The following is a 17618-nucleotide window of genomic DNA, read 5'->3' as shown; positions in this document are numbered from 1 at the left end:
ATAAAAACCACACGCGCAACCTTGGCGATCAATCACACGCCCCACGTGTCACTCAACCGGTACCCCCCGGGACAGGGGTCACTTGGGTCCAGCATGTGCTGGTGGATGCCGGTGATCCAACCACGGCCGCTGATCTCGGGGGTGATGGCCGGGCGGTCGCCGACGCGGGTTTCGGCGACAATCCGACCGGTAAAGCGAGAGCCGATGATCGACACCGCCTCGAATGTCTGGCCGACCGTCATCTGTCCTTTGGCCGCCATCAATGCCATACGCGCCGAGACTGCGGTACCGGTGGGTGACCGGTCAACTTTGCCCGGTTGGATGGCAACTGCGGACTTGCCGGTCAGGCCAGTCTCGGTGGTCTCAAGCGGGCCGCAAAAGGCGCAGAATGAGATGTGGTTCCAGTCCGGATTCTCAGGATGGGTAAAGCCAAGCTGTTCATTAGCGGCATTCGTGATCGCCACACCCATGCGCGCAATATCTCGAGCCTCATTTTCAACAATCTCGATCCCAAGCGCGGCGGCGTCGACCACCACAAAGCTGTCGCCGCCGTAGGCCGTGTCCACGGTCAACGTGCCAACGCCCGGAACCTCCAATGGCACTGCGATCTTGTCGGCGAAACTTGGCAAGTTCTGCACGTGAATACGCTGGGCTTTGCCGTCCCGGCATTCTGCGCGGACCCGGACCAATCCGCCCGGCGCCTCAAGCGTTATGTCGGTTTCCGGTTCCTGCATCGGGATGATCCCGCCATCCAGCAGCACCGTCGACACGCAGATCGAGTTCGATCCCGACATGGGCGGCGTGTCTTCGGGCTCCATGATGATAAAGGCAACGTCCGCCTCGGGGTTTTTGGGTGGCACTAACAGATTGACATGGCGAAACACGCCGCCGCGGGGTTCGTTCAATACGAAATTGCGCAGAGTCTGATCCTGGGCGATGAACGCGCGCTGATCCCACAGGGTTTCTCCGGGCGGTGGCTGGACCCCGCCGACGATGACATCCCCCACCTCACCTTCTGCATGGGCCGAAATCACGTGGATGGTTTTGATGCTGCGCATGTCTTGTCCTTAGAACCGGGTGGCGGAAAAAGGGGTTAGGGATATCTGAGAAGGTTGCCCGTCAATCAAAGCTCCGACTAAATCAGCCGTTCCTGCCGATTGCGTCAGACCCAGATGACCGTGGCCAAAGGCATAAATGACGTCCGGCGCGTTCGGCGACGCTCCGATCACCGGCAGACTGTCTGGCAGGGATGGGCGGAACCCCATCCACTGCGATCCCCCATCGGTGTTCAATCCAGGCAGGAATTGCACCGCTTTTTTCAGCAACGCGTCCGCTCGTTTGTAATTCGGCGGAAGGGTCAGCCCACCCAATTCAACCGCTCCGCCGATCCGAACGCCGCCATTGATTCGTGTGGCGACGAATCCGTGACCCGCAAATGTCAGATGCATGCGCAGGTCAAACGCACCGGCAGGAAGGGTAGTGTTGTAGCCACGTTCAGTCTCAAGCGGAATCGCGTCGCCCAGTGTCCGCGCAAGGTGATGCGACCATGCGCCGGCACACAGAACCACCTTGGCTGCCTTTTTCTCACCGTCTGACAGAGCGATCCGAACGCCGCCTTCATCAGCAGTCAGCCCGCGCGTGTCATGAATTTCAATCTGCCCTCCGCGATCGCGAAAGGTCTGGGCCAGATGCGCAACCCATTTCTTTGGGTCGACAGTGTTCATCCAGTTCGGCGTGAACCCCGCATGGGTAAAACGGGGGCTCAGGCCGGGTTGTTTTTCGGCAAGTGCCTCGCGACTGTCCAGCAGTTCGAAATCGATCCCATGTTGGCGCCGCAGCTCCCACTCGGGCAGGCTGGCGCGGAACTCGGCCTCGCTTTCGTACAGCTGCATTTGTCCGTCACGCCGCATCATCGCTTCGCCATTCACCGAAGTGACCAAACGGTCCAAAGCCGCGCGGGACAAGTCCATCAGACGCGCCTGCGCGCGCAGGTGGTCTTGATACCGTCCCGGTCGGCTGGCCCGCCAAAACCGGTACATCCACGGCGCGATTTTCAGTGCATAAGCAGGTGGTACGGACAGCGGCCCCAGCGGGTCCAGAAGCCATTTAGGTGCCTTGTGCATAATCCCTGGCTTTGCCAGAGGTTCGACCTCGGAAAAGGCAAACGCGCCTGCGTTCCCGGCCGAGGCCTGTGCTGCAACACCCTCACGATCCAGAACCAGAACGCGATGGCCCCGGCGCTGCAACTCAAGCGCGGTTGTGATGCCGATCACGCCAGCGCCGATCACGACGACCCGCGAGGTCATAGGTTGATGCCCGCCTTGAAGGGGTCATTGTCCCCAAAGATTAGCGTCGCCTCGGCCATAATATGGGCCCGCCCGGTTATCGACGGGATGACACCACCATTCGTGCCGGGCTGATATGAAAGGTGATAGGCGCTGCCGATGACGCTGTGTTGCACAATCTCTTCGCCAGGTTTCAGCACCCCATCAGCGGCCAGACAGGCCAGACGCGCGGAACTGCCGGTGCCACAGGGGGACCGGTCATAATTGTCGTCCGGGCACAGCACAAAGTTGCGACCATGGACCGTCGGATCATCCGAGGCGCCCTGAAAGATCACATGGTCGATCGGTTCACCCTGCTCTCCGCCAATCCCTTGCGCAATCGAGGCCTTTCGGATCGCAACTGTCATATCGGTCAGCTGAGGGATATTTTCAGTTTCCACCGGTATAGGGCTGGGATCAACGATAAAGAACCAGTTGCCGCCATAAGCCACATCGCCGGTCACCGCGCCATAACCCGGCACATCCAGCGTCACCCCGCGATGCACCCGGCGGCTTTCGATATTCGTGACGGTGACAGTGTTGGCGTCGTGCAGGTCGACCGTTACGATCCCAGCAGGCGTTTCAATGCGATGTTGTCCAACACCGATCCGCCCCAGATGGGCCAACGTGACGGTTAGCCCGATGGTTCCGTGACCGCACATGCCCAGCACGGCATCCACGTCAAAATAGATCACGCCAGTCACACAGGTCGGATCAACCGGCTCGACCAGCAGCGCGCCAACCATGGCAGGCTGGCCGCGCGGCTCTAACATGATCGAGCGATAGAACTCCTCATGGTCTGTCGCCAGCCGGTGGGCGCGTTCGCCCAACGGGCCGGAACCCAAATCGGGTGCGCCACTTAGGATAACCCGTGTGGGTTCGCCCCCGGTGTGGCTGTCGATCACATGCATTCAGCGATTACTCCGCCCTGTTTGGACCAGTCGGCGAACCATGTGCGGAATAGGTCATATTGCTGTTCGCAATAGTTGCGCTGCGCATCCGTCAACTCGTCCGTTTCATTGAAGTGCAGACGGTATTCCTGTTCCCCGTTCAGCACCAGAAGATGCTTGTAATACAGCACCAGGTCCGGGCCTTCGTCAAAGCTGGACAGCACATGGATCGCCTCGGTCAGCTCTCGCGCGCGCTGGCGGGCCTCGGCATGGCCTTGGGCCGCCTTTTTGGACAACCCGGCCAGCAACAATGCCTCACGCGGCAAGGCGGTGCCTATCCCGGTGATCGAGCCCGTCGCGCCGCAATTGACAAAGCCATGATAAACCTCGGTATCCACGCCGACCATCAGGGTGACCTGATCATCCTGACTGGTGATGTTTTCGGCCGCATAACGCAGATCTTCCTTGCCGCCGAATTCCTTGAATCCGATTAGGTTTGGATGCTCGTCGCGCAAGGCAAAAAACAGGTCTGCCCGCGTAGCGAATCCGTAATACGGGCTGTTGTATATGATCGCGGGCACATCCGGCGCGGCGGTCAGGATCGCCTGGAAATGGTTCTTTTGCGCTGCCGGAGAGCTGCCACGCGACAACACGCGCGGGATCACCATTAGGCCGACCGCCCCAACCTTCTGCGCATGGGCCGCATGGGCCACAGCAGATTTTGTATTGATGGCCCCGGTCCCGACCACCACGGGCAACCCTGCATCGATCAACCGTTCAACACCCTCCATCCGTTGTGCGTCTGTCAACAACGGCCAATCCCCCATCGAGCCGCAATAGACCACCGCTGACATTCCCGCGTCGATCATCTGCTTTCCCTTACGCACCAGCGCGTCGAAATCAGGCGTGCGATCAGCCTTACAGGGGGTCATAAGAGCAGGCATGGTGCCGGTGAAAACATTGGTCGACATCGAAGTTTTCCTTCCAATAGGCAACGTAGAGGCGGGCGGAATTCACCCTTTTGACTCGGCATAACGGATATTGGATACAAAATCCAGAAAATTTACAACTGACAAAAAACGCACCAGATCACAGAGACCGGTGCGTTTTGCTTCACTCAGGATTTTGCGATTACCGGAACCGTTGCCCGGTTTCAGGATCGAATAGCATTGCACGATCTGACCGCACGGTGATACCGATACGCTCCCCTTGCTTGCTGCGCTGGTCTTCGCGCTCTTCAATGATCAGCTTGTCGCCATTGGGGGTCAACAGATAGGTATAACTTACCCCACCAAGCGCTTCGGTCAGATCAACGGCGCAGGTTTCGGCTGCACGATCAACTTCGATATGTTCGGGACGGATGCCCAGCGTCACCTTGTTCAGTCCCGCAGGCACATTAGCCGTCACCTCCAACGGTGCGCTTAGGGCGGGATGCGAGACTTTACCGTCCGCAAAATCACACTCCAGAAAATTCATCGCGGGCGAACCGATGAACCCCGCGACAAAGCGGTTGTCCGGGTCGCGATACAAATCCATCGGCGCGCCGACCTGTTCAATCCGGCCGTCCCGCAATACCACGATCTTGTCGGCCATGGTCATCGCCTCGACCTGATCATGAGTCACATAGATCATCGTTGCGCCGATCTCATTGTGCAGCCGCGCGATTTCGACCCGCATCTCGACACGCAATTCAGCGTCGAGGTTAGACAGAGGTTCGTCGAACAAAAACACCTCGGGTCCCCGCACAATGGCGCGGCCAATGGCAACCCGCTGACGCTGACCGCCAGACAGGGCCTTGGGCTTACGCTTGAGGTACTGATCCAGCTTCAGGATATTCGACGCCTGCTGAACTTTTTGGTCGATCTCGGATTTGGCGACCCCGTTCATACGCAGACCAAAGCCCATGTTCTCGGCCACAGTCATATGCGGATACAGAGCGTAGGTCTGAAACACCATCGCCACGCCACGCTTGGCCGGATCCATATGGGTTACGTCTCGCGCACCAATATTAATCTGACCCTCGGTCGTCTCTTCAAGCCCCGCGATCATGCGCAGCAAAGTGGATTTGCCGCAGCCAGAGGGGCCAACGAAAACACAAAACTCACCATCTTCGATGTCTAGATCAATACCGTGGATTACCTGCGTCTCGCCATATCGCTTGATCGCCTGGTTCAGAGTCACTCCGGTCATGTCGCTTGCATCCTGTTGTTGTCGGCGCTTTGGCGGGTCTCAGGGAACCGCCAGGCCTGTGCTTCGGCTCCGATCTGTTCGGCCACTCGGCGAACACGGGGAACCCAGGTTTCCAATTGTTCGAAATTCATCCGCTCGGTCGATCCGGTGACCGAAATTGCCCCCAACATCCGCCCGCCCGACGTCAGAATCGGACAAGCGATGCAAATAATGCCCGGCTCGTGTTCTTCATCGTCGATGGCATAGCCGCGACTGCGGATCAGGTCGAGGTCAGCGCGCAGCGCCGCCTCAGAGGTCAGGGTTTTATCCGTGAACCGGTGAAAGCTCTGCTGAGAAACGGCGCGCTCCAGCGCAACCTCATCCAAATACGCCATCATCGCCTTACCGACACCGGTACAATAGGCCGGGCCGACCTTACCCGCCTGCGAATACATCTCAATCGGTTGGGCGGCGTTGCGCTTGTCGACGTACAGAACCTGATTGGCATCCAGCTGCGCCAGATGCACCGTCTCCCCAGTCTCCGCGCTCAAAGCATCCAGAAACGGCCGCGCTATCGGCGCTAATGAGCTTTGTGTCCAAGCCGCATGTGCCAGCCGCACCAGCCGCAGACCGGGCGTATAGGTTTGCCGATCAGGGTCATATGACAACATGCCCTGATTGGTCAGGGTTTGCAGAAACCGATAGAGCGTTGCCTTGGGGAAATCGCTGCTCTCCAGCAGTTCCGCAAATCGGACTGGACGCGCGAAATTCGCCACCTGATCCAGCACATCACATGCTTTTCCTATTGTTCCGTCACCTGCCACGGGCGTCTGTTCTCCTCCTATTGACCCATAGCCATCTTCACGAGGGTCTTGACAAGACTAACCGAGTCGATGTGTAGTTTTCAATATATAAAACACGGTTTCATTATTTGAAACTAAAAATGGAAGCTAAGGGAGGAAACCATGCATTCCATGTTCAAGCGTACTGCGGTGGCGCTGGCGGCCAGTGCGGCACTTGCCGCGCCCGTAGCAGCCGAACTGTCCGGCGAGCTGCGAATCTTCCTCGACACATCGAACCCGGCGCCCCGCGCGACGATGGAAGCGATGATCGATCGGTTCGCACAACAGCATCCGGGGCTCGAGATTGAAACCACCGTGATCGACCGCGAGGCGTATAAGACTCAGATCCGCAACTTCCTTACGGCGGACACACCGGACGTTGCGACATGGTATGCAGCCAACCGGATGAAGCCCTATGTTGAGGCCGGCCTGTTCGAAGACGTGTCCGATCTTTGGGCCGAACCCGAGATCGCAGACAATCTCGCCTCGACCAAAGGCGCGATGACCCTTGATGGTAAGCAATGGGGCGTGCCCTATACCTACTATCAATGGGGCGTTTACTACCGCAAAGACATCTTTGATGAGCTGGGCCTGACCGAGCCGACCACCTGGGAAGAAGAGCTGGTCAACTGTCAGAAGATCGTCGATTCCGGTCGCGCCTGTTACACCATCGGCACCAAGTTCCTTTGGACTGCCGGTGGCTGGTTCGACTACCTGAACATGCGCACAAACGGCTTCGACTTCCACAACCAACTTGCCAATGGCGAAATCAGCTGGGAAGACGACCGGGTCAAGCAAACCTTCGCCAACTGGAAACAGCTGATCGACATGGGTGCGTTCATCGACAACCACCAGACCTATAGCTGGCAAGAGGCCCTACCCTTCATGGTCAACGGCGAGGCCGCGGCGTATCTGATGGGCAACTTCGCCGTCGCTCCGCTGCGCGAGGCCGGGCTGACCGATGATCAACTGGATTTCTACCAGTTCGTTGCCATCAACCCAGACGTTGAACTGGCCGAGGACGCGCCGACCGACACGTTCCACATCCCGGCCAACGCATCGAACAAGGAAGCCGCACGTGAGTTCCTGCGCTTCGTTGTATCCGCGGACGAACAGTCCCAGATCAACAACGGCGCCAATCTCGGCCAACTGCCAGTGAACGCGCAATCAACCGTGGATGACGACAAGTTCCTGCTACAGGGTTTCGAGATGCTGTCGTCGAACAGCCCCGGTGGCGTGGCGCAGTTCTGGGATCGTGACGCACCTGCCGAAATGGCCAAAGTGTCAATGGAAGGGTTTCAGGAATTCATGGTCAAGCCGGACAATGCCGACCGCATTCTGGCCAAACTGGAACGCGCACGTCAGCGCATCTACGACAACTGAACCGGTCGGGTCGGGCGAAAGCCCGGCCTGCACCTCATCCTGCGTAAGACGGGTGGCAACCCGTCTTACTCAACATACCTAAAACCCGAGTTTGCTCATGTCAGCCGTCGACGTCCCAGAACAGGAAAGCTGGTTCCACAGAAACCAACAACGCATTGCGCCCTGGCTGTTTCTGGCCCCGGGCCTGCTGTTCTTCATGGTTTATGTGATCATCCCGGTGTTCCAGTCCTTTAACCTGTCCCTCTATGAATGGGATGGACTTGGGGCGGCTGAATATGTGGGCTTTCGCAACTATGAAGACCTCTATTGGGAATGGGTTGACCGGGATGCATTCTATACCTCGTTGAAAAACAACCTGATCTGGCTGGTTCTCTATCTGGCCGCGATCCCGGCGGGCCTGTTCATCGCGCTGCTCTTGAACCAGACGGTCTGGGGCATCCGCCTGTACAAATCACTGTTTTTCTTCCCCTTCGTTATTTCTCAGGTCGTCGTCGGCCTCGTTTTTACGTGGTTCTATGACCCGACCTTCGGCCTGCTCAATGAATTCCTCGGCCTGTTCGGCATCGAGCCGCTGAACGTGCTAGGGGATGAGCGCTTTGTCACCTATGGCATCATCTTTGCCGGTCTGTGGCCGCAAACGGCCTATTGCATGATCCTGTACCTGACCGGCCTGAACGCCGTGGACCCCGAACAGATCGAGGCCGGGCGTCTGGACGGCGCCAAGGGCCTGCGGATGTTATGGCACATCATCCTGCCGCAACTGCGCCCTGCCACGTTCATCGCCTTTGTTGTGACCATCATCGGCGCGCTGCGCAGCTTCGATCTGATTTCAATCATGACCCAGGGCGGCCCGTTCGGATCATCCCGCGTGCTGGCCTATTACATGTTCGAGGTCGCGCTGTCCGAATACGGCTTCCGTATGGGATATGGTGCCGCCATCGCTGTGATCCTGTTCCTGATCATGCTCTGCTTCATCGCCTACTTCCTGTGGTCGATGTATCGCGAAGAAAAGGGGCACTGAGATGTTTCCCAAACCTATCGAAAAACAATCCCGCGCGGCGCAAATCAGCTATCAGGCTATGCTGCCACTAGCCTTGCTGTTGTGGCTGGGGCCGTTGTTGGCGGTCGCCCTGTTCTCCGTCAAACCGGCTGCGGACTTCACCAACGCGAACTATTGGGGCATGCCGTCCAGCTTTGAGGGTGCGTTCAACTACGGGCAGGTGTTCTTTAACTCGGACATGCCACGGTATCTGCTGAACTCATTCCTGATCACCATCCCGACGGTGGTCGGGTGTGTCGCGCTCAGCACGATGACCGGGTTCGCGCTGGGGATCTACAAGTTCAAATCGAACATCTGGATATTCTTCATGTTCGTGGCAGGCAATTTCGTGCCGTTTCAAATTCTGATGGTTCCGGTCCGCGACCTGACGCTGCAGCTAGGTCTCTACAACACCAAAACCGGGCTCGTCCTGTTCCACATCGCCTTCCAGACTGGGTTCTGCACCTTGTTCATGCGCAACTTCATCCGCGCCCTTCCGTTTGAGCTGATCGAAGCTGCCCGGGTCGAAGGTATCAGCGAATGGCGTATCTTCTGGTATGTGGTCCTGCCACTGATGAAACCAGCCATCGCCGCGCTCAGTGTGCTGATCTTCACCTTCATCTGGAACGATTATTTCTGGGCCGTTGTCCTGACCCAAGGGGCCGAAAGCCAACCTGTTACCGCAGGCATCACCAGCTTTAACGCGCAATTCCGCGCCGCCTATCAGTTGATGAGCGCCGGCTCCATCGTGGCAGCCTTGCCGCCGGTGGCCATGTTCTTCCTGATGCAGAAACACTTCATCGCGGGCCTGACCCTCGGTGCCGTCAAATAGCTTCGAACCGGAGTTCGCCTTATGACCAAGATCACCTTTATTGGTGCGGGTTCCACGATTTTCATGCAGAACATCGTGGGCGATGCCCTGCTGACCCCTGCGCTGGCCGACAGCCACTTTGCATTGATGGATATCGACGCCGAGCGCCTGGCTGAAAGCGAGGCGGTCGCCCGTGCGATGATCCGCTCGGTCGGATCGGGTGCGACCGTATCCACCCATAATGACCGCCGCGCGGCGCTGGACGGGGCGGATTTCGTGATCACCGCCTTCCAGATTGGCGGCTATGAACCCTGCACAGTCACCGATTTTGAAATTCCCAAGCAGTACGGTCTGCGACAAACCATAGCTGATACGCTGGGCATTGGGGGCATCATGCGCGGCCTGCGCACGGTTCCTGTTCTGTGGGATGTGGCGCGAGACATGATGCAGTTGTGCCCGAATGCAACCCTGTTGCAATACGTCAACCCAATGGCGATCAACACTTGGGCGCTGGCCGAGCAATTTCCAGCGGTGAAGCATGTTGGCCTCTGCCACTCGGTCCAGAACACAATCGAAGAGCTGGCCCATGATCTGGACCTGTCTAAGGACGAGTTTCGCTATAAGGTCGCTGGCGTAAATCACGTCGCCTTCTTTCTAAGGTTGGAACACCAGGGGCGCGATCTCTACCCCGCATTGCGGCAGGGATACGCAAGCGGTCAAATACCCAAGGCCCCGCTGTTGATGCCACGCTGCCCCAACAAGGTCCGGTATGAGGTGATGGACCATCTGGGCTATTTCTGCACCGAAAGTTCCGAGCATCTGGCGGAATACGTGCCGTGGTTCATCAAGGATGGGCGGTCGGACCTGATCGAGCAGTTTTCGATCCCGCTGGACGAATACCCCACCCGCTGCGTGGAACAGGTGGCCAGTTGGAAAGAACAGGCCCAGACCCTGACCGACGGGCGCAATATTAAGGTTACCCGCAGCCATGAATTTGCTGCCGATCTGATGAACGCCATCGTCACCGACACGCCCTACGTGGCCTATGGCAACCTGCCCAACACAGGCCAAATTCCGCAATTGCCCTTGGGGGCTGCGGTTGAAACCCCGTGCTTGGTGGACAGCAACGGTGTGCAGCCCTCGGTGGTCGCGGACATCCCACCGCAGTTGATCGCGCTGATGCGCAGTCAGATCAACGTGCAGGAGCTAACGGTGCGTGCGCTGGTCGACCGGAACCCCGAATACATATATCACGCCGCCATGATGGACCCGCACACTGCCGCCGAACTGGACCTGCGCCAAATCCGCAACATGGTTGATGATCTTCTCATCGCCCATGCCGATTGGCTACCGGACTGGTGCAAACCCGCAAAAGCCGCCTGACCCCAAGAATAGAAGGCAGAACAAATGACTAAGAAACGCCGATCACAGCACTGGTATGGCAAGCTGGACAAAGATGGGTTCATCCACCGCTCGTGGATGAAGAACCAGGGTTTTCCAGACCACGCGTTTGACGGGCGCCCCATCATCGGGATCTGCAACACATGGTCGGAACTAACGCCCTGCAACTCGGGCCTGCGCGATCTGGCCGAAGGGGTCAAACGCGGCGTGTGGGAGGCCGGAGGTTTTCCGGTCGAATTCCCGGTCATGTCGCTGGGCGAGACGCAAATGAAACCCACCGCCATGCTGTTTCGCAATCTGTTGGCGATGGATGTTGAGGAATCGATCCGCGCCTATGGTATCGACGGCGTTGTCCTGTTGGGAGGTTGCGACAAAACCACACCGGGTCAATTGATGGGTGCGGCCTCGGTTGATCTGCCGTCTATTGTGGTCAGTTCCGGCCCGATGCTGAACGGTAAATACCGCGGACAGGATATCGGGTCAGGCACAGACGTCTGGAAGTTCTCTGAAGCCGTACGCGCGGGTGAAATGACGCTGCAGGATTTCATGAGTGCGGAATCCGGTATGTCGCGCAGTGCGGGCGTTTGCATGACCATGGGCACGGCCAGCACAATGGCGTCGCTGGTCGAGGCGATGGGCATGAGCCTTCCCACGAACGCCGCCCTTCCGGCGGTGGATGCGCGTCGCATGGCCTTGGCGCATCTGACCGGCAAACGCATTGTCGAGATGGTGGACGAAGACCTCAAACCTTCAGATATTCTGACCAAGGAAGCCTTTGAAAACGCCATCCTGGCCAACGCCGCCGTGGGTGGATCGACAAATGCGGTAGTTCATTTGCTGGCATTGGCAGGCCGCGTCGAAGTCGATCTGGCCCTGAAAGATTTCGAAATCGGTTCAGATATTCCCCTTTTGGTGAACTGCATGCCCTCGGGCAAATACCTGATGGAGGATTTCTGTTACGCAGGCGGCGTTCCCGTCGTTCTGTCCGAGCTGAAACCCTTCCTGCGGCCCGCGAAAACGGTTTTGAACAAGGATATCTCGGCCCATTATGAAGGGGCTGAATGTTTTAACCGCGACGTCATCCGCCCCTTTGACGATCCGGTGAAACCCGCCGCGGGCCTGCGCGTGCTGCGCGGCAATCTGGCCCCGAACGGCGCCATCGTGAAACCCTCGGCCGCGACGGACGCGCTGTTGGAGACCGAGGCCGAAGTCTATGTCTTTGAGAACATCGAAGATCTCAAGGCCAATATCGACCGCGACGACCTGCCGGTGACACCCGAGACCATTCTGGTGCTCAAGGGCTGCGGCCCCAAGGGCTATCCGGGGATGCCCGAGGTCGGCAACATGCCGATCCCGGCCAAGCTGGTGAAGGAAGGTGTGCGCGACATGATCCGTATCTCGGACGCGCGCATGTCCGGCACCGCCTATGGCACCGTCATCCTGCATGTCAGCCCCGAAGCGCAGGCAGGCGGCACGCTGGCACTGGTCAAAACCGGTGACCGCATCCGGGTTTCCGCCAGCAAGGGTGAGCTGGAACTGTTGGTCGATCAAAAGGAACTGGACGCCCGTCGCGCCACGTGGCAACCGGATGACCCGCATTACACACGCGGTTATGCGAAACTCTATATCGACCACGTGCTGCAGGCCGATCAGGGCGCGGACCTTGATTTTCTTGTCGGCAAAGACACCCGCCTTGTGACCAGAGAGAGCCACTGATGGATCAACCAGCCACTTTCCACGATCTCAACGGGGCTTCGGTCTATATCACCGGCGGTGGCTCGGGGGTTGGCGCGGCGCTGACCGATGGGTTTCTTGCGCAGGGCGCCAATGTCGCCTTCATCGGCCGGTCCGACGCCAGTGGGTTTGTCGAGGAAATGCGCGACAAACACGGCCGCGCGCCCCTGTTCATGCAAGGCGACATGACCGACACCGAGCTGCTTCACGTCACCATGCAAAAAGCCGCCGAGGCGCATGGCCCGCTGAACGTGCTGATCAACAACGCCGCCAATGACAAACGCCATTCGCTGGACGAAACCACCACCGAATTCTGGGACTGGATGATCGAGGTGAACCTCAAGGCTTATTTCTTTGCCTGTCAGGAGGCCGCGCGCCAGATGCAGGGCAAGGGTGGAGCAATCATCAATTTCAGTTCTATCAGCTATATGATGGGCAATGCAGGCTATCCGATCTACACCACCTCAAATGCCGGGATCACCGGGATGACGCGATCCTTGGCGCGCGAGCTTGGGCCGCAGAACATCCGCGTGAATGCGCTGGCTCCGGGCTGGGTTCTGACGCAGAAACAGCTGGACATGTGGGCCACGCCCGAAGATCTGGCCGCGCATTTGGACCGTCAATGCCTGAAAGAACACCTGACGCCCGAGGATATGGTCGCTCCGACCTTGTTTCTGGCCTCAAACGCCAGCCGCGCGATGACCGGGCAATGCATGGCCGTCGATGGCGGCGTTGTCGTAACGGGGTAAAGCCATGAATACGGAATGGATTGCAGTCGATTGGGGAACCTCGCATCTGCGGGCTTGGGCGATGCAGGGTGATGCGGTGCTGGATCAGGCGCAGTCGGTCAAAGGCATGGCGCGGGTGGACAAAGGCGGGTTCCAAGCCGCGCTGTTCGAACTGATCGAAGGTTGGCTGAGCACTGCTCCGATTGATGTGGTGGCCTGTGGAATGGTCGGCGCGCGCCAGGGCTGGGTCGAGGCCCCGTATTCGGCGGTTCCGTGTGAACCGACACCGGTTGCCCCCTTCCGCGTGCCGAATACAGATCCCCGAATTCGCGCCTTTGTGGTGCCCGGATTAAAACAAACGGCCCCGCCGGACGTCATGCGCGGCGAAGAAACCCAGATCGCTGGTTTTCTGGCCACTCATCAAAACTGGGACGGGGTGATTTGCCTGCCCGGGACCCATACGAAATGGGTGCAGGTCAGCGCCGGAGAGGTTGTCAGCTTTCGCACCTTCATGACGGGCGAGATGTTCGATCTGCTGGGCGGGCAATCGGTGCTAAAACATTCGATCGGCGAGGGCTGGGAGGATGCCGCCTTTGCCGAGGCCACTGCCGATGCGTTGTCGAAACCTGAACAACTGGCGGCGCGTCTGTTTGGCCTGCGGGCCGCTGATCTGCTGCAAGGGCAGGATGGCGGCGTTATCCGGGCACGGCTGTCAGGTTATCTGATCGGCGCGGAATTGGCGGCCACCCGCCCCTATTGGTTGGGTCAGCAATTGGCAATCATCGGGGCCGAGAGCCTGTCGGAAGTTTATGCCAAGGCGCTACAACAACAGGGCGCGTTTGTAGAAACCGCCAACAGCACGAAATGTACCCTGGCCGGTCTGCAACAGGCCCGCAACCTCACGAGGCAAACCGCATGAGCCGACCCATCATCGCCATTTTGCGCGGAATAGCCCCCTCGGACGCAACCGACGTTGGACGGGCGCTGATCGACGCTGGCATCGACAAGATCGAAGTGCCGCTGAATTCACCCGATCCGCTGGCCTCGATCGCCGTTCTGGCCAATGAGTTCAGTGATCGTGCTTTGATCGGGGCAGGCACGGTTTTGACGTCCCAGCAGGTCGACATGGTATCAGAGGTCGGCGGTCGTCTGATCGTCTCACCGAATTGCGACCCCGAGGTGATCTCGCACACACATCGGCTGGGACTGGAAAGCTGGCCGGGTATTTTTACCCCGACCGAAGCTTTCGCCGCGCTCCAAGCAGGGGCATCAGGGTTGAAACTGTTCCCCGGAGCGCTGGCAGGACCAACAGGGTTGGCGGCCTTACGTGCGGTGCTACCTACAGGCACGCAGGTTTATGCCGTCGGCGGGGCAGGCCCCGAGAATTTCGACCTGTGGATCAAGGCAAGCGCTGATGGGTTCGGCATCGGATCGGCGCTGTTCAAACCCGGCATGACCGCCTCGGAAGTCGCAGAGCGGGCGACCCAAATCGTCACCGCCTACGACAAGGCCGCTGGATGAGCATCGTCTACGACAACCGCGCCTGTGAACTGGGCGAAGGGCCGTTGTGGCACCCGGAACGGCAACAGCTGTTCTGGTTTGACATCCTGGGCAAACGTCTGATGACACGGGACGGCGAAGCGCAGCGCAATTGGCAGTTCGACGAACATGTCTCGGCCGCGGGCTGGGTAGACCGGGATAGGCTGTTGATAGCCTCTGAAACGGGCCTGTGGCGGTTCAACCTGCAAAACGACCAGAAAGACCTGATCGCCCCACTTGAGGCGGACAATCCGGTCACGCGCTCAAATGACGGGCGTGCGGATCCTTGGGGTGGGTTCTGGATCGGGACGATGGGTAAAACCGCCGAACCCGGTGCAGGCGCGATTTATCGGTATTGGCGGGGGGAACTTCGGCAACTGGTGAACGATGTCACGATCTCGAACGCGATCTGCTTCGCCCCGGACCGGTCTTGCGCCTATTACACGGACACGGCCACCAAGCAGGTCATTCAATGGCCGCTGAATTCCGAAACCGGCTGGCCCAAGGGCGACAGCACGGTATTCCTGGACCTACGCGTCGACGGTTTGAACCCCGACGGCGCCGTGGTTGATGCGAAAGGCAACCTCTGGATCGCGCAATGGGGTGCAAGCCGTGTTGCAGCCTATAAACCGTCAGGACAGTTCCTGACGGCCATCCCATTTGAAGCCACCCATGTGTCATGCCCCGCATTTGGCGGCAACGACTTGACCACACTCTACTGCACCACTGCCCGCGAGGGGCTGGACGAGGACACGCTTGCTGCACACCCTACCAACGGTATGACCTTTGCCGCCCCCAGCACGGGTACTGGGCAGGCCGAACACAGAGTCATTCTATGAAGCCCGAACTTGGTGTTTGCTACTATCCCGAACACTGGCCCGAAGAAATGTGGGCCACGGACGCCGCGCAGATGGCCGAAACCGGCCTGAGCTGGGTGCGGATCGGTGAGTTTGCCTGGAGCCGGATGGAGCCAACTCCGGGTGATCTGCAATTCGACTGGTTGGACCGAGCGATTGAGGTGCTGGGGGCTGCGGGCCTTAAGGTTGTTCTGGGCACGCCGACAGCAACGCCGCCCCGATGGATGCTTGAGAAACACCCTGACATGCTGGCGGTGGATGCTCAGGGGCAGCCGCGCAAATTCGGTTCACGCAGGCACTATTGCTTTAGTCATCAGGGATATATCGCCGAATGCGCCCGCATTGTCCGGCTCATGGGCGAACGGTATGGGCGCAACCCGCATGTCGCCGCCTGGCAGATCGACAACGAATATGGCTGCCATGACACGACCGTCAGCTACAGCCAGCCTGCCTTGCGAGAGTTTCAGCGGTGGCTGGCCGATCAATATGGCTCGGTTGACGCTCTGAACGCCGCCTGGGGCAATGTGTTCTGGTCGATGGAATACGCAGGTTTCGATCAGATCGGCCTGCCCAATCTCACTGTGACCGAGCCCAACCCCGCGCATGTTCTGGCCTTCCGCCGGTTCAGCTCGGATCAGGTGGTGATGTTCAACAAAGCGCAGGTTGATGCGTTGCGGCCACTGACCGACGCGCCGCTGTTGCATAATTACATGGGTCGGGTTCTGGATTTCGATCATTTCAAAGTCGGTGCGGATCTGGATATCGCCACATGGGACAGCTATCCGATTGGGTTTCTCTCAGACCGGCTTGAGGCGGACGAGGCCCATAAAGCCGCGTTCCTGCAACAGGGCGATCCGGATATGCAGGCCTTTCATCACGACCTTTATCGCGCCGTTGGGCGCGGGCGCTGGTGGGTGATGGAACAACAACCGGGCCCGGTGAACTGGGCTCCTTATAACCCTGCCCCCCTGCCCGGCATGGTGCGCCTGTGGTCGCTTGAGGCGGTGGCGCATGGGGCCGAAGTGGTAAGCTATTTCCGCTGGCGGCAGGCTCCGTTCGCGCAGGAACAAATGCACGCTGGCCTTTTGACGCCGAACAACAAACCCGCCCCGGCTATGGCCGAGGCTCGTCAAACCGCAGTTGATCTGGCCGAGCTTGGCGCGCTGACACAAACGCAGGCGGACGTGGCGATTGTGTTCGATTATGCCTCGGACTGGGCCTGGGCGACACAACCGCAAGGGGCCAGCTTCAACTATTTCCGGCTGGTTTTTTCAGCCTATCGCGCGCTGCGGCGGGCCGGGCTTTCGATGGACTTCATTGCGGCCTCGGAAACGCCCAAGACCGGCTACAAACTGATCCTCGCCCCCGGTATGGCCACGCTGGATGACGATCTGGAAACCCGCCTGACTGAGGGTTGTGATCTGGCCATCCTTGGCCCCCGTACAGGCGCGATCACTCGCGATTTCCAAATCCCAACCTCAGGCCGCCCGGGCCTGTCCGGGCTGGATTGCGAAGTTGATCTTGTGGAAACCCTGTCCCCTAACGTGCAGCGTGATGTTAACGGAGGTGGCGCGGCGCAACACTGGGTTGACCGCCTCTCCGGAGATGCCCCAGACCTTTTGACTTTTGTTGATGGCACATCTGCCCTAAAAGGCGAAAACGGTCTTTGGTACCTTGCGGGTTTCCCGGATGAGGCTCTTTGGGACAGGGTCATCTCGATGGCCGCCCAAACGGTCGACCTGACCTTGCATGCAATGCCCGAGGGCCTGCGCCGACGGGAAACCGTGCAGTATATATTTCTGATCAACTACACCGCCGCACCCGTCCTTTGGAACGGGCACGAAATCGCAGCGTGTGACGTCGTCATCCTACCAAAAGGTCCAGCCGCACAGGGGTAATGC

The 17618-nt window shown here is 59.0% G+C and carries 16 protein-coding genes; 10 read left to right on the top strand and 6 right to left on the bottom strand.

Annotated elements, in window-relative coordinates; genetic code table 11:
* Positions 1-32: 32 nt before the first annotated feature.
* The 6 genes from ACR3EP_RS21040 to ACR3EP_RS21015 all read right to left on the bottom strand — a co-directional run bounded on the left by ACR3EP_RS21040 (position 33) and on the right by ACR3EP_RS21015 (position 6207).
* Entirely contained in the window at positions 33-1058 is a 1026-nt protein-coding gene (locus ACR3EP_RS21040; RefSeq protein WP_480639319.1) for a trans-3-hydroxy-L-proline dehydratase, read from the bottom strand.
* Positions 1059-1067: 9 nt separating this feature from the next.
* Positions 1068-2306 carry an NAD(P)/FAD-dependent oxidoreductase gene (locus ACR3EP_RS21035; RefSeq protein WP_480639318.1) on the bottom strand — a complete coding sequence of 413 codons (1239 nt, stop codon included), beginning with the start codon at positions 2304-2306 and terminating at the stop codon, positions 1068-1070.
* Positions 2303-3235 carry a 4-hydroxyproline epimerase gene (locus ACR3EP_RS21030; RefSeq protein ID WP_480639317.1) on the bottom strand — a complete coding sequence of 311 codons (933 nt, stop codon included), beginning with the start codon at positions 3233-3235 and terminating at the stop codon, positions 2303-2305. Before ACR3EP_RS21030 ends, ACR3EP_RS21035 begins: the two co-directional genes overlap by 4 nt.
* Complete coding sequence (locus ACR3EP_RS21025) at positions 3226-4185, bottom strand: dihydrodipicolinate synthase family protein (protein WP_480639316.1); 960 nt, start codon at positions 4183-4185, stop codon at positions 3226-3228. Before ACR3EP_RS21025 ends, ACR3EP_RS21030 begins: the two co-directional genes overlap by 10 nt.
* A gap of 160 nt (positions 4186-4345) precedes the next feature.
* Positions 4346-5404 carry an ABC transporter ATP-binding protein gene (locus tag ACR3EP_RS21020; RefSeq protein ID WP_170394982.1) on the bottom strand — a complete coding sequence of 353 codons (1059 nt, stop codon included), beginning with the start codon at positions 5402-5404 and terminating at the stop codon, positions 4346-4348.
* Positions 5401-6207 (bottom strand): IclR family transcriptional regulator, encoded by an 807-nt coding sequence (locus tag ACR3EP_RS21015; protein ID WP_480639315.1) that lies wholly within the window; start codon positions 6205-6207, stop codon positions 5401-5403. Before ACR3EP_RS21015 ends, ACR3EP_RS21020 begins: the two co-directional genes overlap by 4 nt.
* A gap of 141 nt (positions 6208-6348) precedes the next feature.
* Here ACR3EP_RS21015 and ACR3EP_RS21010 point away from each other — a divergent pair, with 141 nt between their 5' ends.
* From ACR3EP_RS21010 to ACR3EP_RS20965, 10 genes are all read left to right on the top strand, one after another.
* Positions 6349-7608, top strand: a complete 1260-nt coding sequence (locus tag ACR3EP_RS21010; protein ID WP_170361732.1) for an ABC transporter substrate-binding protein — start codon at positions 6349-6351, stop codon at positions 7606-7608.
* A gap of 97 nt (positions 7609-7705) precedes the next feature.
* Positions 7706-8629, top strand: a complete 924-nt coding sequence (locus tag ACR3EP_RS21005) for a carbohydrate ABC transporter permease (protein WP_170361733.1) — start codon at positions 7706-7708, stop codon at positions 8627-8629.
* A gap of 1 nt (position 8630) precedes the next feature.
* Positions 8631-9479, top strand: coding sequence for a carbohydrate ABC transporter permease (locus ACR3EP_RS21000; protein ID WP_170349905.1), 849 nt, complete (start codon positions 8631-8633; stop codon positions 9477-9479).
* 21 nt (positions 9480-9500) lie between these two features.
* On the top strand, positions 9501-10841 hold the full coding sequence (gene melA / locus ACR3EP_RS20995) for an alpha-galactosidase (RefSeq protein ID WP_480639314.1): 1341 nt from the start codon (positions 9501-9503) through the stop codon (positions 10839-10841).
* A gap of 24 nt (positions 10842-10865) precedes the next feature.
* On the top strand, positions 10866-12575 hold the full coding sequence (locus tag ACR3EP_RS20990; protein ID WP_480639313.1) for an IlvD/Edd family dehydratase: 1710 nt from the start codon (positions 10866-10868) through the stop codon (positions 12573-12575).
* Positions 12575-13342, top strand: coding sequence for an SDR family NAD(P)-dependent oxidoreductase (locus ACR3EP_RS20985; RefSeq protein WP_170349908.1), 768 nt, complete (start codon positions 12575-12577; stop codon positions 13340-13342). Before ACR3EP_RS20990 ends, ACR3EP_RS20985 begins: the two co-directional genes overlap by 1 nt.
* 4 nt (positions 13343-13346) lie before the next feature.
* On the top strand, positions 13347-14240 hold the full coding sequence (locus tag ACR3EP_RS20980; RefSeq protein WP_480639312.1) for a 2-dehydro-3-deoxygalactonokinase: 894 nt from the start codon (positions 13347-13349) through the stop codon (positions 14238-14240).
* Complete coding sequence (locus ACR3EP_RS20975) at positions 14237-14842, top strand: 2-dehydro-3-deoxy-6-phosphogalactonate aldolase (protein ID WP_170349910.1); 606 nt, start codon at positions 14237-14239, stop codon at positions 14840-14842. Before ACR3EP_RS20980 ends, ACR3EP_RS20975 begins: the two co-directional genes overlap by 4 nt.
* Positions 14839-15699: an SMP-30/gluconolactonase/LRE family protein gene (locus tag ACR3EP_RS20970; protein ID WP_170349911.1), complete on the top strand. Its 861-nt coding sequence runs from the start codon at positions 14839-14841 to the stop codon at positions 15697-15699. The genes ACR3EP_RS20975 and ACR3EP_RS20970 overlap by 4 nt, the downstream gene beginning before the upstream one ends.
* A complete protein-coding gene (locus ACR3EP_RS20965; RefSeq protein ID WP_480639311.1) occupies positions 15696-17615 on the top strand; it encodes a beta-galactosidase in 1920 nt (639 codons plus the stop codon). The genes ACR3EP_RS20970 and ACR3EP_RS20965 overlap by 4 nt, the downstream gene beginning before the upstream one ends.
* The last annotated feature ends 3 nt before the right edge of the window (positions 17616-17618 follow it).

The organism is Ruegeria sp. BB10, from assembly GCF_056535725.1.
The sequence above is the reverse complement of the archived record's forward strand: the minus strand, read 5'-3'. Positions and strand labels throughout refer to the sequence as shown.

Bases quoted from the DNA above. Each gene is read 5' to 3' on its own strand.
- ACR3EP_RS21040 (WP_480639319.1), bottom strand. From the start codon at position 1,058: ATGCGCAGCATCAAAACCATCCACGTGATTTCGGCCCATGCAGAAGGT.
- ACR3EP_RS21035 (WP_480639318.1), bottom strand. From the start codon at position 2,306: ATGACCTCGCGGGTCGTCGTGATCGGCGCTGGCGTGATCGGCATCACA.
- ACR3EP_RS21030 (WP_480639317.1), bottom strand. From the start codon at position 3,235: ATGCATGTGATCGACAGCCACACCGGGGGCGAACCCACACGGGTTATC.
- ACR3EP_RS21025 (WP_480639316.1), bottom strand. From the start codon at position 4,185: ATGTCGACCAATGTTTTCACCGGCACCATGCCTGCTCTTATGACCCCC.
- ACR3EP_RS21020 (WP_170394982.1), bottom strand. From the start codon at position 5,404: ATGACCGGAGTGACTCTGAACCAGGCGATCAAGCGATATGGCGAGACG.
- ACR3EP_RS21010 (WP_170361732.1), top strand. From the start codon at position 6,349: ATGCATTCCATGTTCAAGCGTACTGCGGTGGCGCTGGCGGCCAGTGCG.
- ACR3EP_RS21005 (WP_170361733.1), top strand. From the start codon at position 7,706: ATGTCAGCCGTCGACGTCCCAGAACAGGAAAGCTGGTTCCACAGAAAC.
- ACR3EP_RS21000 (WP_170349905.1), top strand. From the start codon at position 8,631: ATGTTTCCCAAACCTATCGAAAAACAATCCCGCGCGGCGCAAATCAGC.
- melA (WP_480639314.1), top strand. From the start codon at position 9,501: ATGACCAAGATCACCTTTATTGGTGCGGGTTCCACGATTTTCATGCAG.
- ACR3EP_RS20990 (WP_480639313.1), top strand. From the start codon at position 10,866: ATGACTAAGAAACGCCGATCACAGCACTGGTATGGCAAGCTGGACAAA.
- ACR3EP_RS20985 (WP_170349908.1), top strand. From the start codon at position 12,575: ATGGATCAACCAGCCACTTTCCACGATCTCAACGGGGCTTCGGTCTAT.
- ACR3EP_RS20980 (WP_480639312.1), top strand. From the start codon at position 13,347: ATGAATACGGAATGGATTGCAGTCGATTGGGGAACCTCGCATCTGCGG.
- ACR3EP_RS20975 (WP_170349910.1), top strand. From the start codon at position 14,237: ATGAGCCGACCCATCATCGCCATTTTGCGCGGAATAGCCCCCTCGGAC.
- ACR3EP_RS20970 (WP_170349911.1), top strand. From the start codon at position 14,839: ATGAGCATCGTCTACGACAACCGCGCCTGTGAACTGGGCGAAGGGCCG.
- ACR3EP_RS20965 (WP_480639311.1), top strand. From the start codon at position 15,696: ATGAAGCCCGAACTTGGTGTTTGCTACTATCCCGAACACTGGCCCGAA.